The sequence below is a fragment of the Methylobacterium sp. ME121 genome, from assembly GCF_000974725.1.
In the GTDB taxonomy this organism is placed as follows: Bacteria; Pseudomonadota; Alphaproteobacteria; order Rhizobiales; family Beijerinckiaceae; genus Methylobacterium; species Methylobacterium radiotolerans.
The window spans coordinates 1-20702 of record NZ_BBUX01000027.1; the positions used below are offsets into that span (position 1 = coordinate 1).

Sequence of the window (20702 nt, forward strand, 5' to 3'; positions counted from 1 at the left end):
GAGAAGTGCACTCTGCTCGGGGGTAATCGCCACGGCATCAACCTCTAACGGATGGGATCGGTTCGACCGCCGAGCCTCAGGACATGTCGAGTGGGGCGACGCCCTCGGGCCGCCCGTCGGAGCCCAGCGTGATCCGCTGGATCCGCGCCTCGGCCCGCTTCAGCAGCGCCTCGCAATGCTTCTTCAGCACCTCGCCGCGCTCGTAGATCGCGACCGATTCGTCGAGCGGCACGTCGCCGCGCTCGAGCCGGCGCACGATTTCCTCGAGCTGTTCCAGCGCCTTCTCGAAGGGCAGGTCGCCGGCGGCGGGGGCCACCTCGGGTCTGCTCGCACTCATCCCAGATACTTCCTTTGGGGGTGGTTGTACGGCGCGATCCCCAATGCCCACAACCCAGGGGGACCGTCCGCCGGCCGGGTCGTGACCGTTTTGGACGCGGGCGGCGGCGTTTGCGCCACACTTGGCGTCCGACGGTTCACGCCAGCGCGAGGGTGAACGGCGTGCCCTCGAAGGCGTCGGCGCCGCGACCGATGCGCGCGATCGCCGCGACCATGCGGCCGTCGCGGTCGAGCATCCGGTCGGCGATCGCCACGAACAGGGGGTTGGGCGTGGCCGAGGGCGAGGCGGCCCGCAGGGCGTCGGCGATCGCCGCCTCGTCGCGCTCCGGCGCCAGCGCGCAGGCCGCGATGTAGGCCGCCGCCGTCGAGCGGCTGATCCCGGCGTAGCAGTGGATCACCAGCGGCTTCTCCCGCGGCCAGGTCCGGACGAAGTCGAGGACCCGGGCCACGTGTTCTTCGGCCGGCAAAACGTGTCCGTCGCGCGCCGCCGCGATGTCGCTGACCCCGATGACGGCGTGGTTCTCGGCGTCGATCACGGCCGGCCGCTCCAGCGGCGTGCCGACATTGATCAGCGTGAGCACGTGGCTCGCGCCGGTGGCGGCGACGGTCTCGGGCAGGCGCGAGAGCGGACAGACGTGGAGGGTCGGCATGGTGGGGCGCCAGTGACCTGCGATCGTGACGGATCGAGGGCGGAGATCCGTCAGGGCGGAGACAGGGCGGTGAAGCGCGCGAGGAATCGCGCCTCGGCCTCGGCGGTCGGCCACGGCTCGGCCAGGGCCGGCACCGGGGCAGGCAGGGCGACCGAGGGGCCGAAATAGCGCTCGGCCTCCTCGCGGGCGAAGCCCGCGAGGCGCACCGCCTCGACGTGGGCGGCGATCCGGTCGGCCCGCTTCACGAGGCCGGCGAGCGCGGCCGACGGGGCGGCGAGGCCGAAGCGGCGGCGCACCGCGTCGAGCAGGCGCAGCTCGACGCCGCGATAGGCGTCGCCGATGGCGGCCTTGAGCGGCGAGATGATGTCGCCGACCACGTATTCCGGCGCGTCGTGCAGGAGCAGCTCGAGCCCGTCCCGGTCGGTGCAGCCGGGATCGAGGTGGCGGCCCACGGCCTCGACCAGCAGGCTGTGCTGGGCCACCGAGAAGACGTGCGGCCCGCGGGTCTGGCCGTTCCAGCGCGCGACCCGGGCGAGGCCGTGGGCGATGTCGGCGATCTCGATGTCCCCGGGCGCCGGGTCGAGGAGGTCGAGGCGCCGGCCGGAGAGCATGCGCTGCCACGCGCGCGGCGGCGCGCTCACCGGATCCGGCCCAGTTCGGCGCAGGGCCCGTGCCGGTGGCAGCCGACGAGGTGGTCGTTGACCATGCCCACCGCCTGCATGAAGGCGTGCACGATCGTCGGCCCGCAGAAGGAGAAGCCCTCCGCCTTCAGGGCCTTCCCGATCGCCCGGGAGACCGGCGTCTCGGTGGCGATCGCCGCGCGGGTCCGGGCGGTGCCCTGGACCGGCCGGCCGTCGACGAAGTCCCACAGGAAGCGCGCGAAGCCGGGGCCGCGCTCCTCGATCCGCAGCCAGGCCCGGGCGCCCGCGACGGTGCCCTGGATCTTGGCGCGGTTGCGGATGATGCGGGTGTCGGCCATCAGCCGCGCGACGTCCGCCTCGGTGAAGCGGGCGATCCGCTCCGGATCGAACCCGGCGAAGGCGTCGCGGAACCCGTCCCGGCGGCGCAGGATGGTGATCCACGACAGGCCGGCCTGGAAGCCGTCGAGGATCAGCTTCTCGTAGAGGGCGCGGCCGTCATGCTCGGGCACGCCCCACTCGGTGTCGTGATAGGCGACGTAGAGCGGGTCGAGGCCGGCCCACCAGCAGCGCGGGCAGCCGTCGGGATGATCGATGAGGCCGGTCTCGGACATGCGGCGATGGTAACGAGAACAGGAGCGGAACGCCACCGCCGGGGCGGGCACCGGCTTCCGCGGCCGCTTCGGCGCGCCGGGACGAGCCGCTGCCCCCGCTCCGAGCCCGTGCGCCGCCTCGCGGTCCTACTCGGCCGCGCTCGTCGCCGCGTCCGGCATGGCGAAGGTCGCGCAGGCCGGGCGCTCCAGCGTCACGGGGCGGTCGCCCGCGCGCGGGGTCTCGCCGGCGGCCAGCGCGTCGCCCAGGCGGTCGAGGCGGATCGTAGCGAGGCCGCGGTTCCCGGCCGCGCTGCCCGCGGTGCCGAGCACCTTGCCGCCCGCCGTGATCTCGGTGCCGGGCGCGGGCGCCGCGTCCGGGTAGGCTGCGGCCAGGATGCGGGTCCGGGCCGTGCCCCGGTGCTGCATCCGCGAGACCACCTCCTGGCCGACATAGCAGCCCTTGCGGAAGTCGACGCCGCCGAGCTGATCCATCAGCGCCTCGTGCGGGAAGGCGTCGCCGAAGGCGAAGTCGCGCCCGCCCTCGGGCACGCCGAGGGCGATCCGGTGCGCGTGGTAGTCGGCCTCGGCGGCGTCCGCCGAGAAGGCGCCCGCGGCGGCGTAGAGGCGGGCGCCGAGATCGACGGCGCGGGTATCGGCCACGGCCTCCGCGGCGGGCGGGGTGGCGCCGGCCCAGGCCGCCGCGACCGCGACGGTCGGGTCGGCCGCGATGGTCGCCTGCGCGCGCAGGCGGTAGAGCGTCAGGCGCTTGGCGAGGTCCGCGGCCCTGTCGGCCAGCACGTCGAACCGGAAGCCGTCCGGAATCAGCGAGATCAGGAAATCGAACAGGATCTTGCCCTGCGGCGTCAGCAGGGCGCCGAGGCGCGCCTCACCGGGCCGGAGCGTCTCGACGTTGCAGGTCAGGACGCCCTGGAGCAGCGTCGTGGCGTCCGGCCCGGTGACGGTGACCAGGGCGCGATCCGGCAGCAGGGCGACGGGCATGGGCGGCGATTCCTCGGGGAGCGGGCGGTCCGGCAGGCCGGACCGCGGATCCGGGACGTAGTCGCTGACCGCCCGCGCCTCAACCGTCCGCGCTCACGCGCGCGATGCGGCTCAATGCTGGAGCGTCGTGGTGAAGGCCCCCCCGCGGATGCGCTCGGGGAAGCCCTCCGCGTAGCGGGCCGTGGCCTCCTCGCCGTACGTCGTCACCAGTTCCTGAAAGGCCGCGAACAGGGCGGCTTGAGCCATGCAGTCACCGTCGAGTCCATCGAGGCAGCCTTCCGCGAACGCTTCCGAGACGTAACTCAGCGCGACGCGTTTCTCCTCGACATCGACCTCGATGGGGGCGGTGTGAGAGCTGTGCTGCATGGCCCGATACTTCCATTGCGCCGGACACGGGGCCCGGCGGACACAATGGATGATAAGCAGGTCCCGGCGGCTCGGCCAGCCGAGAATTTCGGATCGGTTAACACGGACGCTCAAATCCGGTGTTTCGCCGGCATCGGCGCCCCGTGTGTTGCGCCTGCATCACCCCCCGAAACGCCCGGCCAGGGCGTGCGACAGCCGGTCGCCCTCGGCGACGTACCGGGCGGCCGCCTCGTGGGCCGCGGGCGTGCAAACCCGGTAGGTCAGCGCGTAGCCGCGGTAGCCCCGGTTGTAGGCACCGGCCAGCCGGTCGCGGCGGGCCGGGGTCACGCCCTCGGAGTCGATCAGCGCCTTCATGCGGGCCGGCCAGTCGGCCGCGTCCGGGGCCGCGCAGAGGTTCCGCAGGAACGCCAGGGCACCGATGATCTCGGACATGCGCAGCAGGTCGCGGTCGTAGGGCGCCGGCACGTCCGCGGGGGCGGTCGCGTCCTTGGACGCGTCCTTGGGCGCCTCCTTCGCGGCCTCCCTGGCGGGCGCGCCGCTCCGGCCGGAGCGCTGCTGCGCCTGGGCCGGCGCGGCGACCGGACCGGCCAGGAGCGCCAGCAAGTACGGGAGCGCCAGCAGGCACAGGAGGGTCGCGGGGCGCCTCACGCCGTCGCCTCCCCGCCCCGCATCCCCGCGCTCCCGTCTTCGCCCCGGGCCGCCACCCGCGCGAAGGCCTCGCGCAGGGTGTCGGCCAGGCCGGGCGTGGTCGGGAGGGTCGCCACCTCCGCGAGCGTCGCCCACCGGGTGCCCAGGGCCTCGGGCCCGGCCACGGGCTCGCCGCCGCGCCACAGGGCGGCGTGCGGGTGGACGACGTAGTGATGCCGGGCCCGGCCGGCCTCGTCCCGGACGATGATCTCGGTGGGCGAGAGCACGCCGACCACCTCCGCCGGCAGGCCGACCTCCTCGGACAGCTCCCGCAGGGCCGCCTCGGCCAGGGATTCGCCCGCCTCCACGAGGCCGCCCGGCAGGGTCCAGACGCCGCGCATCGGCTCGTTGGCCCGCGCCGCCAGCAGGACCCGGTCGCCGCGGATCACCGCGATCGACGCGCCCACGAAGGGCCGGGCCGGGAACAGGCGGCTGTCGGGATCCGGTGCGCCCGCGGTCACGGCTTGCCCCCGTCGGTTGCCACGACGGCCACCCGGCCGTCGGCGAGGCCGACGAGCAGCCGCGCCGTCGCGCCCGCGCCGAGGACGACGATGCCGGTCTCGGCGGGGGCGGGCAGGGGCACGCGCGCCCGCTCGTGCAGGCCGCCCCTGGCCGCCACGAAGGCGATCTCCGGCCGGCCCGCCACCGGCAGGACGAGCTCGGGGCTGCCGCCGGCCGGATCGGTCACGGCGAGATCCGAATCGCCGTCGCCGGCCGCGTAGCCCGCGGCCTCGCCGGCGGGCTCGATCGCGTCGGGGCGCAGCGTCCAGAGCTGGAGCCTGCCCCTGGCGCTGACCGTCGCGGCCTGGGGGGCGCCGGACCCGGAGAAGTCCGCGATGCCGGCGATCTTCAGCGGCGGTCCCGGCTGGGCGGGCGTGCGGGCAGCGACGGCCCAGGCCGCGCCCGGATCGCCAGCGGGCCGGTCGATCAGCGCGAGGCCGCCGGAATCCGCGCCGGACAGCGTCGCCGCCAGCAGCGCCGGGCGGCCTCCGAGGCGCAGCAGGCGCGGCCGCAGGGGCGCGAACACGGCCTCGCCCCCCGCCGGCACCGTCGCGGTCGCCACGGGAACGGGCTTCGGATCGGTGCTCACCGCCATCGGCTGGCGCTCGCGGATCGTCAGGACCGCGGCGGCCGCGCCGCCGTCGGGGGCGCGGGTGCGCCCGGTGAGGTAGGCGCTCAGGGGGCCCGAGAGGGCGCGGCGCGAGCCCGGCAGGGCCCCGCGCGGCGTCTCGGCGGCGGTCAATCCCTCGACCGCATCCCTGCCGATCGGCCGCACGGTGACGGTGCCCTCCGCCAGGGCGAGCACGGCGCCGCCGTCGTCGCCCCAGACCACGGCGATCGGCGCGCTCTCCTCGTCGCCGGCCTGCTGGGCGCCGGTCTGCGCGCCGGTCTGCGCGCCGGCCTTGCCGCCGGTGATCGGCAGCAGCCCGGACGTCGCGACCGAGACCGCGGCCTCGCTGCGCGAGCCGCGCAGCGCCCGCACCTTGAAGGGCAGGTCGAGGATCCGGATCCCGGGCTCGGCCCGGGCGACCGCGACCGGCGCGACGCACGCGAGCAGGCTTAGGGCGAGCGCGCCCCGCTCGCGGCGCGCCGCCGGGTTCCGGCGCGCGGACGCCGCGCCCGAGGAAGCGTCCGATCTGGTCAAACGTGCTGGCCGCCGTTGATGTGGAGTTCGGCCCCGTTCACGTAGGACGAGGCCTCGGTGCACAGGAAGTAGATCGCCTTGGCGACCTCGTCCGGCGTGCCGAGCCGGCGCTGCGGGATCTGCTCGACGAGCTTCTCGGTGCCGGGCGACAGGATCGACGTGTCGATCTCGCCCGGCGAGATCGCGTTCACCCGCACGCCGAGCGGCCCGAAATCGGCGGCCATCTCGCGGGTCAGGCCCGCCAAAGCCGCCTTGGAGGTGCCGTAGGCAGCCCCCGCGAAGGGGTGGACGCGCGAGCCGGCGATCGACGTCACGTTGACGACCGAGCCCTTCGCCCGGGCCAGTTCCTCGCGCAGGCCCCGGGCCAGCAGGATCGTGGCGAAGAGGTTGACCTGGAACACCCGCTGCCACGTGTCGAACTCGGTGGCCAGCGCGCCGAGGCGCTCGCCCTCCGGCCCCTTCGGCGAGATGCCGGCATTGTTGACCAGCGCGTGCAGCACCCCGCCCTCGGCGGCGAGCCGGCCCCGCACCTCCTCGACGGCGCGGACCGTGTCCTGCGCGTCGGCGAGGTCGACCTGCAGATGGTCCTCGGGCCCCATCTCCCAGGGGCAGTTCTCCGGGAAGGCGTGGCGCGAGCAGGTGATCACCCGCCAGCCCGCGGCCGAGAAGCGCTTGACGGTGGCGTGGCCGATGCCCCGGCTCGCGCCCGTGAGCAGCATGATGCGCCGGCGTTCGTTGACGGGGAGGGCCAAAGCCGTAAGCCTCGCTGGCGTTCAGGGATCGCGGCCCGGTCGGGCGCGGTGCGTGCCGGTGAGCCCTAATGGTCTAGGCGCACGGGGACCGGAAATCCAGAGCGGGCCGCGCGTCGGTGCCGGAGCACGGAGGGGAAACGCATGACCACCGGTCAGACCAGCGCGGAGCGCATGCCGGAGATCCCGGACGGCAGCCTGTCCCCGGCGCAGGCCGAAGCGGCGGCCGCGTTCCGGGCCGAGCGCGGCGTCCCGGTCTTCGGACCGTTCGTGCCGCTCCTGCGCAGCCCCGAGCTGATGCTCTGCGCGAGCCGGATGGGCCAGTACCTGCGCTACGGCAGCGTCCTGCCGCTGCGCATCAGCGAGTTCGCGATCCTGGTGGTCGCGCGGGAGTGGAGCCAGCCGGTCGAGTGGGCGATCCACCACCCGATCGCCCTGAAGGCCGGGGTCGCCCCCGAGACCGCGCAGGCGCTGGCCGAGGGGCGCCGCCCCGACACGATGAGCGCCGACGAGGCCCTCGCCTACGCGTTCTCGACCGAGCTGACGCGCAACCGCGCGGTGAGCGACGCGACCTACGCGGCCCTGGTCGCGCGCTTCGGCGAGCAGGGGGCGATCGATCTGACCGGCATCAACGGCTACTACGCGCTGCTCGCCATGACGATGAACGTCGCCCGCACGGCCCCGCCGGAGGGCGGCCCCGCGGCCCCGCCGCTGCCGCCACTGGTGGGGTAGGGCGCGCCGCGGCCGTGGTGCGGGGGCCGGGGCCTGGTCCCGCGCCGCTTGTGGCGCCGGCCGCTTCGGTCTAACCGTCCTCCCCCGTGCGGGTGCCCGACGTGCCGCCCGCCCATTCCCGAAAACCCGGCCGGACGAGAGCCATGGTCGCCCATACCCGCGCCGATTCGGCGCCCAAGCCCACCGACCCGGCGCTCGCCGGCGCCCGGATCCTCGTGGTCGAGGCGCGCTACTACGACGCGATCGCCGACGAACTCCTCGCCGGCGCCCTGGCGGCGATCGAGGCCGCCGACGCCCGGGCCACCGTGGTGACCGTGCCGGGAGCCCTGGAGATCCCCGCCGCCGCGGCGATCCTGCTCGACACGGGGGCCTACGACGCCGTGGTGGCGCTGGGCTGCGTCATCCGCGGCGAGACCGGCCACTACGACATCGTCGCCGGCGAGAGCGCCCGGGCGCTCATGGACCTGTCGGTGCAGCGCCGGGTGCCCCTGGGCAACGGCATCCTCACGGTCGAGACCGAGGCGCAGGCCCTCGCCCGCGCCCGGGTCGCCGAGATGAACAAGGGCGGCGGTGCCGCCGAGGCGGCGCTCGGCGTGCTCGCCCTGAAGCGTATGGCCGACGGCGCGCGCCCGCGATGACGGATACACCCATGACCGGGACCCCCGACACCCATCCGGAGACCGGCACCGACACCGCCGGCGCTCCCGCCAAGATCAGCCCGCGCAGCGGCGCGCGCCTCGCCGTCGTGCAGGCGCTCTACGAGATGGACATCTCCGGCAAGGGCGTGCTCGACGCCCTCGCCGAGTTCGAGGCCTTCTGGATCGGCCAGGAGGTCGACGGGATCGCCCATCCCCCGGCCGAGACCGCCTTCTTCCGCGACCTGCTGCGCGGCACGGTCGAGGAGCAGCGCGCCATCGACCCGAAGCTCGACCAGGCGCTCGCCCAGGGCTGGCCGCTGCGGCGCATCGAGATCGTGCTCCGGGCGATCCTGCGGGCGGGCGCCTACGAGCTGATGTTCCGCCGCGACGTGCCGGCGGCCGCGGCGATCTCGGAATACGTCGACGTGGCCCACAGCTTCTACACGGCCGACGAGCCGGGCCTCGTCAACGCCGTCCTCGACCGGGTCGCCCGCGAGGTCCGGCCGGGCGAGGTCGGGGCCCCGAAGGCTTCCGGCAAGCCGGGCTCGTCCAAGCCGCTCCCCGGCAAAGCTGCGGCTGGGAAACCGTCGGCCGGGAAGGCCTGAGCCTTGGCCGGGCCGGCCCGCGCCTCCGAGGAGGGGCTGATCGCCCGCTACTTCGCCCCGCTCGCCGGGCCGGGCGCCGACGGGCTCCGGGACGACGCCGCCGCGCTGACGCCCGCGCCGGGCCACGACCTCGTCCTCACCGTCGACGCCGTGGTGGCGGGGATCCACTACTTCGCGGAGGATCCGCCGGCCTCGATCGCCCGCAAGGCCCTCGGCGTGAACCTCTCCGACATCGCCGCCAAGGGCGCGGTCCCGCGCGGCTTCCTGCTGACCCTGGCGCTCCCCGACGACTGGACGGAGGCCTGGCTCGACGGCTTCGCGCAGGGGCTCGGCGCGGCGGCCGCGGCGGCCGGCTGCCCGCTGCTGGGCGGCGACACGGTGCGCTCCGGTGGGCCGGCGCTGATCTCGGTGAGCGCGTTCGGCGAGGTGCCGACCGGCACCATCGTGCGGCGCACCACCGCGCGGGCGGGCGACCGGATCTGCGTCACCGGCACGATCGGCGACGCCGCCCTCGGCCTGCGGATGCGCCTGGAGCCCGACGCCCCCTGGGCGTCAGGCCTCGACCCGGCGCAGCGGTCCGAACTCGCCGACCGCTACCTGCACCCGCGCCCGCGGCTCGCCGCCGCGCCGGCGGTCCGCCGCCACGCCACCGCCGCCATGGACGTCTCCGACGGCCTCGCGGGGGATCTCGCCAAGATGCTGGGGGCGGGCCGCACCGCCCGGGTGGCGGTGGCCGACGTGCCGCTCTCGGGGGCCGCCCGGAGCGCCTGCGCAGCGGAGCCCGCCCTGATCGAGGCGGTCCTGACCGGCGGCGACGATTACGAGATCCTCTGCACCGTCGCGCCGGAGCGCCTGGAGGATCTCCGGGCCGAGGCCGCGGCCGCCGGGATCGCCGTCGCCGCCATCGGCACCGTCACCTCAGGCGACGGCCCGCCGCGCTTCGAAATGCGCGATGGCGCCGAGCGCGTGTTCGCGGCCGGGGCCTTCAGCCACTTCTGACGCCCGGATCGCGTCCGGCCGGGCGGCCATCGGGCCGGCGGCGGCCCCGGCCGGGTGGCCGATCTGGCCCCGGACCTCCCCGATCATCTCGGCGGCGACCACCGGGATCCAGCGGCCGACCGGGTCCCCGCCCGCGCCGGGCGCCCGGGACAGGGCGCGCTGCAGCACGGACAGCAGGTCGTCTTGGATCGCGAGCGGCTGCGCCGCGACCCGTTCGGCGATCAGGAACCCGACCGCGCCGCTCAACACCTCGATCGTCGCCGCCAGCTTGGCGGCCTGGTCGCTGCTCATGGCGAACCCCCGTCAGAATACAACCAAAAATAGAATATCGGTTGGTTAAGGCAGGGTTAACGGCCGCGGGGACCGTTCCCGATCCTGCTGCAACGGCCGGAAAGGACAGCGAACCCGGTCCCGGCACCCGCGCCTCGTTCGGCACGGGCCCGGGCATCGCCGCCGTCCCGGATCGATCGGGAACGGCTCTGACCCGCCGCGCGGTGCCCGCGAGAGCGGGCCGGCGGCGGCCGGCCGGGAACGGCATTTGCATCATAATGCAGTTTTTCGAGTCCGGGACGCGTCGGCGCGCCGCGCCACGGGACTCGATCCCGGCGCCGTCCGCCCGCGCGGCGTTTGCGCTCACCGGCGAAGTTTGGCAATCAAGGCATTGTTCTGGGAAGGAAAGCCCCGGATCCGAGCACCGCGTCCCATGGCCGTCGTCCGGCGGCCAAGCTCGACAATCACAAGCCCACGCCAGGCACGATAATAACAAGGACGGTCGAATGATTCCCTTGGTCCTGATCATCGCGGGCGGGCTCTGCGCCGTCGCCTACGGCATCGTCACGATCCTCGACGTGATGCGGCGCGACGCCGGCACGCAGCGCATGCAGGAGATCGCCGCCGCCATCGCCGAGGGCGCGCAGGCCTATCTCCGCCGGCAGTACACGACGATCGGCCTCGTCGGCGTCGTCCTGTTCGTCCTCCTCGCCGTCTTCCTCGGGATCAAGGTCGCGGTCGGCTTCCTGATCGGCGCCGTGCTGTCGGGCGCGGCCGGCTTCATCGGCATGAACGTCTCGGTGCGGGCCAATGTCCGCACCGCCCAGGCCGCCTCGACCTCGCTGGGCGGCGGCCTCGACGTCGCCTTCAAGTCGGGGGCGGTGACCGGCATGCTGGTCGCGGGCCTCGCGCTCCTCGGCGTCGCCCTCTACTACCTGTTCCTCACCCGCGCGGCCCATCTCGAGCCGTCGAGCCGCGAGGTGATCGACGCCCTCGTGGCGCTGGGCTTCGGCGCCTCGCTGATCTCGATCTTCGCCCGCCTCGGCGGCGGCATCTTCACCAAGGGGGCCGATGTCGGCGGCGACCTCGTCGGCAAGGTCGAGGCCGGCATCCCGGAGGACGATCCGCGCAACCCCGCCACCATCGCCGACAACGTCGGTGACAATGTCGGCGACTGCGCCGGCATGGCGGCCGACCTGTTCGAGACCTACGCGGTGACGGTCGTCGCCACGATGGTGCTGGCCGCGATCTTCTTCTCGGGCGCGGGCGGCAGTGACCGAAACGTCCTCGAGCCGATGATGCTGTACCCGCTCGCCATCGGCTCGGCCTGCATCCTCACCTCCATCGCCGGCACCTACGCGGTGCGGCTCGGCGCCAACCAGTCGATCATGGGCGCCCTCTACAAGGGGCTGATCGCCGCCGGCGTGCTCTCCATCGCGGCGATCGCGGCGGTCAACATGACCCTGTTCGGCGGCTTCTCGACGAGCTTCACCACCTCCACCGGCCTGACCTTCACGTCGGGCGCCCTGTTCGGCTGCGCGGTGATCGGGCTCGCCATCACGGCGCTGATCGTGGTGATCACCGAGTACTACACGGGCACCAACTTCCGCCCGGTGAAGTCGATCGCCGACGCGTCGGTGACCGGGCACGGCACCAACGTGATCCAGGGGCTGGCGATCTCGCTCGAATCGACCGCGCTCCCGGCCATCGTGATCGTGGCCGGCATCATCAGCACCTACGCGCTCGCCGGCCTGTTCGGCATCGCCATCGCGGTCACCGCCATGCTGGCGCTGGCCGGCTTCATCGTCGCCCTCGACGCGTTCGGACCCGTCACCGACAATGCCGGCGGCATCGCCGAGATGGCGGGCCTGCCCGCCGAGGTGCGCAAGTCGACTGACGCCCTCGACGCGGTCGGCAACACCACCAAGGCGGTGACCAAGGGCTACGCGATCGGCTCGGCGGGCCTTGGCGCGCTGGTGCTGTTCGCCGCCTACACGTCGGACCTGAACTACTTCATCGCCCATGCGAGCCCGACGCAGTACCGCTTCTTCCAGGGGGTCAGCGTCGATTTCTCGCTCTCCAACCCGTACGTGGTGGTCGGGCTGCTGCTCGGCGGCCTGATCCCGTTCCTGTTCGCCGGCATCGCCATGACGGCGGTCGGGCGCGCGGCGGGCGCGGTGGTCGAGGAGGTCCGGCGCCAGTTCCGGGCCAAGCCCGGGATCATGCAGGGGACCGACCGGCCGGATTACGGGCGGGCAGTGGACATGCTGACCCGCGCGGCGATCAAGGAGATGATCGTCCCCTCGCTGCTGCCGGTCCTGTCGCCGGTGGTGCTGTTCTTCGTGATCCAGTTCATCGCCGGGAAGAGCCAGGCCTTCGCCACCGTGGGCGCGAGCCTGCTCGGCGTGATCCTCACCGGGCTCTACGTGGCGATCTCGATGACCTCGGGCGGCGGCGCCTGGGACAACGCCAAGAAGTACATCGAGGACGGCCACCACGGCGGCAAGGGGTCCGAGGCCCACAAGGCGGCGGTGACCGGCGACACGGTCGGCGACCCCTACAAGGACACCGCCGGTCCGGCGGTGAACCCGGCGATCAAGATCACCAACATCATCGCCCTCCTGCTGCTCGCCGTGCTGGCGCATAGCTGAGTTCCGCGGGGCTGAGGCGCGTCGACGGGGCCGGGCTCTTCGCAGAGCCCGGCCCTTCCCGTCTCGCCGTGTGCGTACCCGCACGCGACGGTCAGTCCTGCGGCGCAACACCTTGGCATCGCGGCGCCGCAGCGCCACCTCGGCGCCGGATTAAACCCGGACGCGGCCCCCGCCGCGCCAGCACGAGGTAACCCATGCCGTCCCTGCTCGACCCGATCCGCATCGGCGCCATCGAGGCGAAGAACCGGATCTTCATGGCTCCGCTGACCCGCGGCCGCGGCACCCGCGAGCACGTTCCGACCCCGATCATGGCCGAGTACTACGCGCAGCGCGCCGGTGCCGGCCTGATCCTCACCGAGGCCACCGGCATCAGCCAGGAGGGCCTCGGCTGGCCCTACGCGCCGGGCATCTGGTCCGACGCCCAGGTCGACGCGTGGCGGCCGATCGTGAAGGCCGTTCACGACCGGGGCGGCAAGATCGTCTGCCAGATCTGGCACATGGGGCGGATGGTCCATTCGGACTTCCTCGGCGGCGCCAAGCCGGTCTCGTCCTCGCCCACGACGGCCCCCGACCAGGCCCACACCTATTCCGGCAAGAAGCCCTACAGCGAGGCCCGCGCCCTGGAGGTGTCCGAGATCCCGCGCCTGCTCGCCGATTACGAGCGGGCCACCGCCAACGCCCTGGCGGCCGGGTTCGATGGGGTGCAGATCCACGCCGCGAACGGCTACCTGATCGACGAGTTCCTCCGCGACGGCACCAACCACCGCACCGACCAGTACGGCGGTTCCATCGAGAACCGCGTGCGGCTCCTGCGCGAGGTCACCGAGGCGGTGGCGAAGGTCGCCGGGCCGGAGCGCACGGGCGTGCGCCTCTCGCCGAACGGCGCGATCCAGGGCTGCAACGACTCGAACCCGGAGCCGCTGTTCGTCGCCGCCGCCCAGGCGCTCGCCGATGCCGGGATCGCCTTCCTGGAGATGCGCGAGCCGGGACCGAACGGCACCTTCGGCAAGGCCGACCACCCGCCGATCGCCCCGGCGATGCGGCGCGTGTTCCGCAACCCGATGATCCTGAACGCCGACTATGACGGGATCAGCGGCCAGAAGGCCCTGGATGCCGGCGAGGCCGACGCCATCGCGTTCGGCCGGACCTTCATCGCCAATCCGGACCTCGTCGAGCGCATCGCCGAGGGCGCGCCGCTCAACAAGGACGACGCCGCGACGTGGTACAGCCAGGGGCCCGAGGGCTACGTCGACTATCCGACGCTGGCCGAGTCCCGCGCCGCCTGACGCGCCGCCTGACGCGCCGTCTTCGGGACCCCTGCCGCATCCGCGCGGGTGCGGCAGGGGTGCGGCAGGGGTGCGGCAGGAAAGCGCGGCGGTTCCTTGGCAGCGGGCCGTCGCGCACCTATGTGATGGCAGGACCATGGATGTGCCTGCACCTCACGCGCTCGCGGAAGCCGGACCGACCGACGGGCGCTGGAGCGCCGCGGCCCGGATCGCGGAGTTGCGCGACCTCGCGATCCTCGATTCCGAGCCGGAGCCGCTCTACGACGATCTCGTGCGGGTCGCCGCCTATGTCTGCCGGGCCCCGGTCGCGCTCGTCAGCCTCGTCGACGCCGAGCGCCAATGGTTCAAGTCGGAGTTGGGCCTCGGCAAGCGCGAGCTGCCGATCAACTGCTCGGTCTGCGCCCACACGATCGAGGCCGGTGACCTTCTCATCATCCCGGACCTGACCGCCGACCCGCGGACCACCGAGAACCCCCTCGTCACCGGGGCGCCGGCCTACCGCTTCTACGCGGGCGCGGTGATCCGCGGCGGCCACGGCATCCCCCTCGGCGCGCTGTGCGTGCTGGACCGGGCCCCGCGGCCGGGCGGCCTCGATTCGGAGCAGACCGCGACCCTGCTGGCACTGGCGCGCCAGATCTCCAGCCTGCTGGAGCACCGCCGGACGCTGGCGCAGGTCGCCGCCCGCGAGGCGGAGATCGCCGCCAGCGAGCGCCGCTTCCGCGTGATGACCTCGGCGATGCCCCAGATGGTCTGGACCACGCGGCCGGACGGGTTCCACGACTACTACAACGACCGCTGGTACGAGTTCACCGGCGTCCCCCACGGCTCCACCGACGGCGAGGCCTGGAGCGGGATGTTCCATCCCGAGGACCAGGACCGGGCCTGGGCGCGCTGGCGCCACTCGCTGGCCACTGGCGAGCCCTACGAGATCGAGTACCGCCTGCGCCACAACAGCGGCGACTACCGCTGGACCCTGGGGCGCGCCATGCCGATCCGGGACGCCGAGGGGCGGATCGAGCGCTGGTTCGGGACCTGCACCGACATCGACGACCTGAAGCGCGCCGAGGCCGAGGCCCGCAAGCTCGCGGCGATCGTCGAGACCTCCAAGGACTTCATCGGGCTCTGCACCCTCGAGGGCGCGATCACCCACCTCAACGAGGCGGCCCTGGCCCTGGTCGGTCTGCCCGACCTCGCGGCCGCCCGCGCCAAGACGGTGCCCGACTTCTTCACCGACGACAGCCGCCGGATCCTGGCCGAGACCGTCATGCCGGCGGTGCGCCGGGACGGGTTCTGGGAGGGCGAGCTCGCCTTCCGGCACTTCGTCACCGGCGAGCCGCTGGCGGTGCTCTACAACATCTTCCCGGTGCGCGACCCGACCGGGGCGGAGATCGGCTACGCCACCGTCACCCGCGACCTGCGCGAGGCCAAGCGCGCCGAGGAGGCCCGCGACCTGCTGATCCGCGAGCTGTCGCACCGGATCAAGAATATCTTCGCGGTGGTCGGCGGCCTCGCCGCCCTGACCGCCCGGACCGACCCCGCGGCCAAGCCGTTCGTGGCCGCGTTCCGCGAGCGGCTCGGCGCCCTGGCCCGGGCCCACGAGTACGTGCGCCCGCATTCCCCCGACAGCGCCCCGCCGGTCGCCGGCCAGACGGTGCTCGGGCTGATGCGCCTGATCATGGCCGCCTACGAGGAGAGCGGGCGGGCGCGCGTGGTGATCTCCGGGGACGATGCCGAGATCGGCGAGCGCACCGCCACGGCCCTCGCGCTGATCATGCACGAGCAGGCCACCAACGCGGTCAAGTACGGCGGTCTCTCGACCCGGGAGGGCGCCGTCTCGCTCAGCGGGATCCGCGAGGCGGGCCGCTACACGCTGACCTGGCGCGAGGAGGGCGGCCCGCAGGTCGTCGGCGCGCCGTCCCGGAAGGGGTTCGGCACGGTGCTGGCGGAGCGCAGCGTCGCCGGCCAGCTCGACGGGGTGCTGGAGCACGACTGGGCGCCGGGCGGTCTCCTGATGCGGCTCAGCGTCCCGCTCGAGAACCTGCGGACCTGACATGACCCGGATGCCGGCCCGGATGCCGGCCGCGCCCGGGCCGGGTCTCGTCGTCCTCGACTTCGACGGCACGCTGGCCGACAGCTTCGCGTGGTTCTGCTCGGTGCTGAACGGCGTCGCCGACCGCTACCGGTTCCGGCGGGTCGAGGCCCACGAGGTGGAGGAGCTCCGACTCCAGGGCGCCCGGGCGATCGTCGCCCATCTCGGCATCCCGCGCTGGAAGCTGCCGCTCATCGCCCGCCACATGCACGCGCTGGCCGCGCGCGACGCCGCGCAGATCGCCCTGTTTCCCGGCGTCCCGGCGATGCTGGACGCGGTCGCGGAGGCGGGCGTGCCGCTGGCGATCCTGTCGTCGAATCGCGCCGACACGGTGCGGCGGGTGCTCGGGCCGGACAGTGCCGCCCGCATCGGCACCTACGCCTGCGGGGCGTCGATCTTCGGGAAGGCGCGCCGGCTGAGGGCGCTGCTCGCGCGGACCGGCGTGGCGCCGCACCGGGCCCTCTGCATCGGCGACGAGATCCGCGACCTCGAGGCGGCGCGCGCCCTCGGCTGCCCGTTCGGGGCCGTGGCCTGGGGCTACACCGACCCGCGGACCCTCGCGTCCCTCGGCCCCGAGCACCTGTTCTCGGAGCCCGGAGAGATCGCCCGCCTCGCGGCGGGCGGGGCCGGTCACATGCCGCGATTGGCGCCCGGCACGATGCTGGTGCCGCTGCCGCTGCCGAACGGCTCGTAGCGGGTCAGGCCGCGGAACAGCTGGCTGAGGAAGGCGCGGTCGGCGCCGCTCGTCGGCGTCGTGCGCTCGATGAAGTCGAAGATCCGGCCGTCCTGCAGGCCGTAGAGCGCCACGCGCTCGACCTTGAAGGCGGGGGTGAAGTACACGGCCGTGACCTTCTGGTCCTCGACCTGCTCGCCCAGGAACATGATCGTCCGGCGGGTGTTCTGCGAGATGTAGTACCAGGACTTGTTGCCGACCGTCGACACGGTCGAGGGCGTGCCGAGGATCTGCAGCACCTGCTCCGGGCCCATGCCGGGCTTGATCGTGGCGAGCGCCGCCTGATCGACTTGGTAGCCGTGGCGCAGCTCCTCGCCGATGCAGCCGGACAGGCCGCCTGCCGCGAGGCCGAGCAGGGCGAGGCGCGCGAAGGACTGGACGAAACGGCGCCGCATCGGGCCCCCAGAGAGCGTGTTGACGGACGGGGCGCGACCGTCGCCGCCGGCACGGGGCTCCGACGGCGCTTGCGCCCTGGGCGTGGGTTGCCGTACCGCGGGGTTATGGCTTTGACAAGGCAAGCTTGGCCACAGAGGGCCGGGGTTCCGCACCGATGATCGCCGGGTTGTTCCGCCGCGCGGGCGCGCGCCGCCGCGCCGTCGAGGGGCTGCACGTCGCCCTGAGCCAGGCCGCGCGCCGGCCGGGCCTCTACACGGATCTCGGGGTGCCCGACACCGTGGAGGGCCGGTTCGAGTCCCTGTGCCTGCACGCCATCCTGGTCCTGCGCCGGCTGAACCGGCTGCCGCCCCCGGCCGCCGAGGTGGCGCAGGATCTGGTGAACTCCGTCTTCACCCAGCTCGACGCGTCGCTGCGCGAGCTGGGCGTCGGCGACATGGGCGTGTCCAAGCGGATGAAGAAGCTCGGCGCCGCCTTCTACGGCCGGGCCGAGGGCTACGACGCCGCCCTGGAGGCCGGCGACGCCGCGGCCCTGGAGGCGGCCCTCGTCCGCAACGTGCTCGGCGGCGAGGGTGACGGGCGCAGCCTCACCGCCTACGTGCGGGCGGCCGACGCGGCGCTGGCCGGGGCCGATCTCGACGGCCTCCTCGGGGCCGGGCCGCCCTTCCCGGAGCCCGCGGGCTTCGCGCCGGCACCGGCCGGCCCTGATCACGGAGGACGCGCATGAGCCGCGATGCCAGCAGCCGCGATGCCAGACAGGACGCTTTCCCGCTCGCGCGCTGGGTCAATGTCGAGCGCCTGCCCCAGGGACGCGGCGCCGTCACCGTGGAGGCGACCCCGGCCGAGTGCGCGGCGCTCGCCGCCGATTTCGGGATCCCCGGGATCCGCGACCTCGTCGGGCGCTTCGCCATCGAGGGGGCGACCAGCCGCCTCACCGTGACCGGAGCCGTGGAGGCCCTGGTGACCCAGGTCTGCACCGTCAGCCTCGAACCCTTCGAGGCGCCGGTCCGGGAACCCGTCGAGGTGGTGTTCACCGACACGGACCGGCTCGCCGGCACCGACGCCGAGGACGCCGACATCCCCGACCCCCTGGTGGGCGGCCGCATCGATTTCGGCGCGCTCACCGCCGAGTTCCTGGCGCTGGGCCTCGACCCGTACCCGCGCAAGCCCGGCATCGCCTTCGAGCCGGTCGTGGCGGGCGACGAGGCGGGGCCCCTGGACGGCCTGCGCAAGCTCCGCGACCGCGACGGCTGAGGCCGTCGCGTCCGGCCGGAACCGCCCGCCGGCCGATTTCATTTGCCCGCCGGGCCGGTATCGCTATGGTCCGCCGCGCCCGGCGGGCCCCGTCCCGCCGCCGTCCGAACCCCTTTCCCGCCGAGACCCGCGACCCGCTACCGACATGTCCCAACGCGTGTGCATCTCGCTCGACGCCATGGGTGGCGACCACGGGCCCACCACGGTCGTGCCCGGCGCGGCGCTGGCCCGGGAGCGCCATCCCGGCACCACCTTCCTGATGTTCGGCGACGAGGCGGTGATCGCGCCCCTGGTCGCCAAGGAGCCCCGGCTCAAGGACTGCGTCGAGATCCGCCACACCAGCGTGGCCGTGGCCATGGACGACAAGCCGAGCCAGGCGGTGCGCCAGGGCCGGGGCAAGTCGTCCATGTGGCAGGCGATCCAGGCGGTCCGCGACGGGCAGGCCGACGCCTGCGTGTCGGCCGGCAACACCGGCGCGCTGATGGCGATGTCGAAGATCTGCCTGAAGACCATGTCGGGCATCGAGCGGCCCGCCATCGCCTGCCTGTGGCCGACCGTGCGCGGCGAGAGCGTCGTGCTCGACGTGGGCGCCACCATCGGCACGGATGCCGAGCACCTCGTCGAGATGGCCGTGATGGGCTCGGCCATGGCGCGCATCGTGTTCGACCTCGACCGCCCCACCGTCGGCCTGCTCAACGTCGGCACCGAGGAGATGAAGGGCAACGAGGCGGTCAAGGAGGCCGCCCGGATCCTGCGCGAGATGGAGAGCCCCGGCCTCACCTATCACGGCTTCGTCGAGGGCACCGACCTCGGCCGCGGCACGGTCGACGTGGTGGTGACCGAGGGATTCACCGGCAACATCGCCCTCAAGACCGCCGAGGGCACCGCCAAGCAGATCGGCACGTATCTCCGCGCCGCCATGACCCGGACGCTGTCGGCCAAGATCGGCGCGCTGTTCGCCCGGCAGGCCTTCAAGGCCCTCAAGGACAAGATGAACCCGAGCCGGGCCAATGGCGGGGTGTTCCTCGGCCTCGAGGGCATCGTGATCAAGAGCCACGGCTCGGAGAACGCTCAGGGCTTCGCCGCGGCGATCGATCTGGCGCACGACATGGCGCGGCACGACATGATCCGCACGATCCGCGAGATGCTCGACCAGACGGCGGCGCTGGCGCCGGCCTGACGCCGGCCCGGGCCTCCGTCGACGGACGGGATGGAAAACGGACGTCCGCAGCTTCACAACCGAAGATTGTGAAGCTGGTGTCGTCCGGGAAGGACAATGATGGCAACCCTCCGCACTGACCCCGGGCAGCACCGGCGCGTCCCCCCTCTGCGCTCGGTGGTGGTTGGGACCGGATCGAGTCTGCCCGCGCGGGTGGTGACGAACGCCGACCTGGCCGAGCGGGTGGACACCTCCGACGAGTGGATCGTCCAGCGCACCGGCATCCGCCAGCGCCACCTCGCGGGTCCCGACGAGACCACCTCGGTCCTCGGCACGCGCGCGGCCAGGGCCGCCCTGGACGATGCCGGGCTGACCGCGGACGACATCGACCTCGTGATCTGCGCCACCTCGACGCCGGATCACACCTTCCCGGCGACCGCGACCCAGATCCAGGCGGCGCTGGGCATCCATCAGGGCGCGGCCTTCGACCTGCAGGCGGTCTGCGCCGGCTTCGTCTTCGCGGTCTCGACCGCCGACAAGTTCCTGACCACGGGGGCCGCCCGGCGGGCCCTCGTGATCGGCGCCGAGACCTTCTCGCGGATCGTCGACTGGGAGGACCGCACGACCTGCGTGCTGTTCGGCGACGGCGCCGGCGCCGTCGTGCTGGAGGCGCAGGAGGGGGCCGGGGACCGCGGCGTCCTCAGCGCGAGCCTGCGGTCGGACGGCCGCCACCGGGAGAAGCTCTACGTCGACGGCGGCCCGGGCTCCACCGGCACCACCGGCCACCTGCGCATGGAGGGCCGCGACGTGTTCCGCTTCGCCGTCGGGCAGGTCACCGACGTGATCGTCGAGGCCTTCGCGCAGGCGGGCATCACCGCGGAGGAACTCGACTGGTTCGTGCCGCATCAGGCCAATCGCCGGATCATCGAGGCCTCGGCCGACAAGCTCGGGGTCGCCCGGGACAAGATCGTCCTGACGGTGGATCGCCACGGCAACACCTCGGCGGCCTCGATCCCCCTGGCCCTCGACGTGGCGCGGCGGGACGGCCGCATCCGGGCGGGCGACCTCGTGATGATCGAGGCGATCGGCGGCGGGTTCAGCTGGGGCGCGGCGCTGATCCGCTGGTGAGGCCTCCGGCGGCGCGCGCGAAACGATTCGCTGCCCCGGCGCGGTTGACCGGGGGCGGAGCGCCGATTAGCGTGCCGGATCATAGGGATACGCCTTCAGCGT

At 73.7% G+C, this 20702-nt stretch carries 24 protein-coding genes; 12 read left to right on the top strand and 12 right to left on the bottom strand.

The window, feature by feature from the left end:
- Nucleotides 1-76: 76 nt before the first annotated feature.
- From ME121_RS17405 to ME121_RS17450, 10 genes are all read right to left on the bottom strand, one after another.
- Entirely contained in the window at nt 77-337 is a 261-nt protein-coding gene (locus ME121_RS17405; protein ID WP_012320922.1) for an exodeoxyribonuclease VII small subunit, read from the bottom strand.
- Nucleotides 338-473: 136 nt separating this feature from the next.
- A complete protein-coding gene (locus ME121_RS17410; RefSeq protein ID WP_043074346.1) occupies nt 474-986 on the bottom strand; it encodes a tyrosine phosphatase family protein in 513 nt (170 codons plus the stop codon).
- Nucleotides 987-1036: 50 nt separating this feature from the next.
- Entirely contained in the window at nt 1037-1597 is a 561-nt protein-coding gene (locus ME121_RS17415) for an HD domain-containing protein (protein WP_012320920.1), read from the bottom strand.
- A 26-nt stretch (nt 1598-1623) separates the two neighbouring features.
- Entirely contained in the window at nt 1624-2238 is a 615-nt protein-coding gene (locus ME121_RS17420; RefSeq protein WP_059409285.1) for a DNA-3-methyladenine glycosylase I, read from the bottom strand.
- Between the two features lie 126 nt (nt 2239-2364).
- Entirely contained in the window at nt 2365-3216 is an 852-nt protein-coding gene (gene ygfZ / locus ME121_RS17425) for a CAF17-like 4Fe-4S cluster assembly/insertion protein YgfZ (RefSeq protein ID WP_059409287.1), read from the bottom strand.
- Nucleotides 3217-3327: 111 nt separating this feature from the next.
- A complete protein-coding gene (locus tag ME121_RS17430; protein ID WP_012320917.1) occupies nt 3328-3582 on the bottom strand; it encodes a hypothetical protein in 255 nt (84 codons plus the stop codon).
- A 159-nt stretch (nt 3583-3741) separates the two neighbouring features.
- Nucleotides 3742-4230, bottom strand: a complete 489-nt coding sequence (locus ME121_RS17435) for a TIGR02301 family protein (protein WP_012320916.1) — start codon at nt 4228-4230, stop codon at nt 3742-3744.
- Nucleotides 4227-4730 carry an NUDIX hydrolase gene (locus ME121_RS17440; RefSeq protein ID WP_012320915.1) on the bottom strand — a complete coding sequence of 168 codons (504 nt, stop codon included), beginning with the start codon at nt 4728-4730 and terminating at the stop codon, nt 4227-4229. Before ME121_RS17440 ends, ME121_RS17435 begins: the two co-directional genes overlap by 4 nt.
- Nucleotides 4727-5914: a hypothetical protein gene (locus tag ME121_RS17445; RefSeq protein WP_059409289.1), complete on the bottom strand. Its 1188-nt coding sequence runs from the start codon at nt 5912-5914 to the stop codon at nt 4727-4729. The genes ME121_RS17440 and ME121_RS17445 overlap by 4 nt, the downstream gene beginning before the upstream one ends.
- Complete coding sequence (locus tag ME121_RS17450; protein WP_041372745.1) at nt 5911-6633, bottom strand: SDR family NAD(P)-dependent oxidoreductase; 723 nt, start codon at nt 6631-6633, stop codon at nt 5911-5913. Before ME121_RS17450 ends, ME121_RS17445 begins: the two co-directional genes overlap by 4 nt.
- A gap of 174 nt (nt 6634-6807) precedes the next feature.
- Between ME121_RS17450 and ME121_RS17455 the strand changes: the two genes are divergently transcribed.
- The 4 genes from ME121_RS17455 (at nt 6808) to thiL (ending at nt 9637) form a co-directional block, all read left to right on the top strand.
- The gene (locus tag ME121_RS17455; protein ID WP_012320912.1) at nt 6808-7395 is read left to right on the top strand and encodes a carboxymuconolactone decarboxylase family protein; all 588 of its coding nucleotides are present in this window, start codon (nt 6808-6810) and stop codon (nt 7393-7395) included.
- Nucleotides 7396-7538: 143 nt separating this feature from the next.
- Nucleotides 7539-8033: a 6,7-dimethyl-8-ribityllumazine synthase gene (gene ribH / locus ME121_RS17460; protein ID WP_012320911.1), complete on the top strand. Its 495-nt coding sequence runs from the start codon at nt 7539-7541 to the stop codon at nt 8031-8033.
- A gap of 11 nt (nt 8034-8044) precedes the next feature.
- The gene (gene nusB / locus ME121_RS17465; RefSeq protein ID WP_024829033.1) at nt 8045-8638 is read left to right on the top strand and encodes a transcription antitermination factor NusB; all 594 of its coding nucleotides are present in this window, start codon (nt 8045-8047) and stop codon (nt 8636-8638) included.
- A 3-nt stretch (nt 8639-8641) separates the two neighbouring features.
- A complete protein-coding gene (gene thiL / locus ME121_RS17470; protein WP_024829034.1) occupies nt 8642-9637 on the top strand; it encodes a thiamine-phosphate kinase in 996 nt (331 codons plus the stop codon).
- On the opposite strand, the gene ME121_RS17475 is transcribed toward thiL, so the two are convergent.
- Nucleotides 9557-9928 carry a hypothetical protein gene (locus tag ME121_RS17475; RefSeq protein ID WP_012320908.1) on the bottom strand — a complete coding sequence of 124 codons (372 nt, stop codon included), beginning with the start codon at nt 9926-9928 and terminating at the stop codon, nt 9557-9559. The genes thiL and ME121_RS17475 overlap by 81 nt on opposite strands.
- Before the next feature lie 485 nt (nt 9929-10413).
- On the opposite strand from ME121_RS17475, the gene ME121_RS17480 reads away from it, so the two are divergent.
- The 4 genes from ME121_RS17480 (at nt 10414) to ME121_RS17495 (ending at nt 16627) form a co-directional block, all read left to right on the top strand.
- The gene (locus tag ME121_RS17480) at nt 10414-12558 is read left to right on the top strand and encodes a sodium-translocating pyrophosphatase (protein WP_012320907.1); all 2145 of its coding nucleotides are present in this window, start codon (nt 10414-10416) and stop codon (nt 12556-12558) included.
- A gap of 194 nt (nt 12559-12752) precedes the next feature.
- Complete coding sequence (locus tag ME121_RS17485) at nt 12753-13844, top strand: alkene reductase (RefSeq protein WP_012320906.1); 1092 nt, start codon at nt 12753-12755, stop codon at nt 13842-13844.
- A 136-nt stretch (nt 13845-13980) separates the two neighbouring features.
- Nucleotides 13981-15894, top strand: coding sequence for a PAS domain S-box protein (locus ME121_RS17490; RefSeq protein ID WP_059409291.1), 1914 nt, complete (start codon nt 13981-13983; stop codon nt 15892-15894).
- A 1-nt stretch (nt 15895) separates the two neighbouring features.
- On the top strand, nt 15896-16627 hold the full coding sequence (locus ME121_RS17495; RefSeq protein ID WP_059409293.1) for an HAD hydrolase-like protein: 732 nt from the start codon (nt 15896-15898) through the stop codon (nt 16625-16627).
- On the opposite strand, the gene ME121_RS17500 is transcribed toward ME121_RS17495, so the two are convergent.
- Nucleotides 16564-17061 carry an outer membrane protein assembly factor BamE gene (locus ME121_RS17500; protein ID WP_012320903.1) on the bottom strand — a complete coding sequence of 166 codons (498 nt, stop codon included), beginning with the start codon at nt 17059-17061 and terminating at the stop codon, nt 16564-16566. The genes ME121_RS17495 and ME121_RS17500 overlap by 64 nt on opposite strands.
- 155 nt (nt 17062-17216) lie before the next feature.
- Here ME121_RS17500 and ME121_RS17505 point away from each other — a divergent pair, with 155 nt between their 5' ends.
- The 4 genes from ME121_RS17505 (at nt 17217) to ME121_RS17520 (ending at nt 20600) form a co-directional block, all read left to right on the top strand.
- Entirely contained in the window at nt 17217-17786 is a 570-nt protein-coding gene (locus ME121_RS17505; RefSeq protein WP_029359111.1) for a ubiquinol-cytochrome C chaperone family protein, read from the top strand.
- Nucleotides 17783-18313: a YceD family protein gene (locus ME121_RS17510; protein ID WP_029359110.1), complete on the top strand. Its 531-nt coding sequence runs from the start codon at nt 17783-17785 to the stop codon at nt 18311-18313. The genes ME121_RS17505 and ME121_RS17510 overlap by 4 nt, the downstream gene beginning before the upstream one ends.
- Before the next feature lie 145 nt (nt 18314-18458).
- Nucleotides 18459-19493, top strand: a complete 1035-nt coding sequence (plsX, locus tag ME121_RS17515; protein WP_012320900.1) for a phosphate acyltransferase PlsX — start codon at nt 18459-18461, stop codon at nt 19491-19493.
- Nucleotides 19494-19592: 99 nt separating this feature from the next.
- On the top strand, nt 19593-20600 hold the full coding sequence (locus tag ME121_RS17520; protein WP_012320899.1) for a beta-ketoacyl-ACP synthase III: 1008 nt from the start codon (nt 19593-19595) through the stop codon (nt 20598-20600).
- Nucleotides 20601-20702 lie beyond the last annotated feature (102 nt).

Excerpts from the sequence above, each read along its gene's own strand:
- ME121_RS17420 (WP_059409285.1), bottom strand. The coding sequence starts at position 2,238 with ATGTCCGAGACCGGCCTCATCGATCATCCCGACGGCTGCCCGCGCTGC.
- ME121_RS17475 (WP_012320908.1), bottom strand. The coding sequence starts at position 9,928 with ATGAGCAGCGACCAGGCCGCCAAGCTGGCGGCGACGATCGAGGTGTTG.
- nusB (WP_024829033.1), top strand. The coding sequence starts at position 8,045 with ATGACCGGGACCCCCGACACCCATCCGGAGACCGGCACCGACACCGCC.
- ME121_RS17510 (WP_029359110.1), top strand. The coding sequence starts at position 17,783 with ATGAGCCGCGATGCCAGCAGCCGCGATGCCAGACAGGACGCTTTCCCG.
- ME121_RS17505 (WP_029359111.1), top strand. The coding sequence starts at position 17,217 with ATGATCGCCGGGTTGTTCCGCCGCGCGGGCGCGCGCCGCCGCGCCGTC.
- ME121_RS17480 (WP_012320907.1), top strand. The coding sequence starts at position 10,414 with ATGATTCCCTTGGTCCTGATCATCGCGGGCGGGCTCTGCGCCGTCGCC.
- ME121_RS17495 (WP_059409293.1), top strand. The coding sequence starts at position 15,896 with ATGACCCGGATGCCGGCCCGGATGCCGGCCGCGCCCGGGCCGGGTCTC.
- ME121_RS17405 (WP_012320922.1), bottom strand. The coding sequence starts at position 337 with ATGAGTGCGAGCAGACCCGAGGTGGCCCCCGCCGCCGGCGACCTGCCC.
- ME121_RS17415 (WP_012320920.1), bottom strand. The coding sequence starts at position 1,597 with ATGCTCTCCGGCCGGCGCCTCGACCTCCTCGACCCGGCGCCCGGGGAC.
- ME121_RS17455 (WP_012320912.1), top strand. The coding sequence starts at position 6,808 with ATGACCACCGGTCAGACCAGCGCGGAGCGCATGCCGGAGATCCCGGAC.
- ME121_RS17520 (WP_012320899.1), top strand. The coding sequence starts at position 19,593 with ATGGCAACCCTCCGCACTGACCCCGGGCAGCACCGGCGCGTCCCCCCT.
- ME121_RS17450 (WP_041372745.1), bottom strand. The coding sequence starts at position 6,633 with ATGCTGCTCACGGGCGCGAGCCGGGGCATCGGCCACGCCACCGTCAAG.
- ribH (WP_012320911.1), top strand. The coding sequence starts at position 7,539 with ATGGTCGCCCATACCCGCGCCGATTCGGCGCCCAAGCCCACCGACCCG.
- ME121_RS17430 (WP_012320917.1), bottom strand. The coding sequence starts at position 3,582 with ATGCAGCACAGCTCTCACACCGCCCCCATCGAGGTCGATGTCGAGGAG.
- ygfZ (WP_059409287.1), bottom strand. The coding sequence starts at position 3,216 with ATGCCCGTCGCCCTGCTGCCGGATCGCGCCCTGGTCACCGTCACCGGG.
- ME121_RS17490 (WP_059409291.1), top strand. The coding sequence starts at position 13,981 with ATGGATGTGCCTGCACCTCACGCGCTCGCGGAAGCCGGACCGACCGAC.
- ME121_RS17485 (WP_012320906.1), top strand. The coding sequence starts at position 12,753 with ATGCCGTCCCTGCTCGACCCGATCCGCATCGGCGCCATCGAGGCGAAG.
- ME121_RS17500 (WP_012320903.1), bottom strand. The coding sequence starts at position 17,061 with ATGCGGCGCCGTTTCGTCCAGTCCTTCGCGCGCCTCGCCCTGCTCGGC.
- plsX (WP_012320900.1), top strand. The coding sequence starts at position 18,459 with ATGTCCCAACGCGTGTGCATCTCGCTCGACGCCATGGGTGGCGACCAC.
- ME121_RS17410 (WP_043074346.1), bottom strand. The coding sequence starts at position 986 with ATGCCGACCCTCCACGTCTGTCCGCTCTCGCGCCTGCCCGAGACCGTC.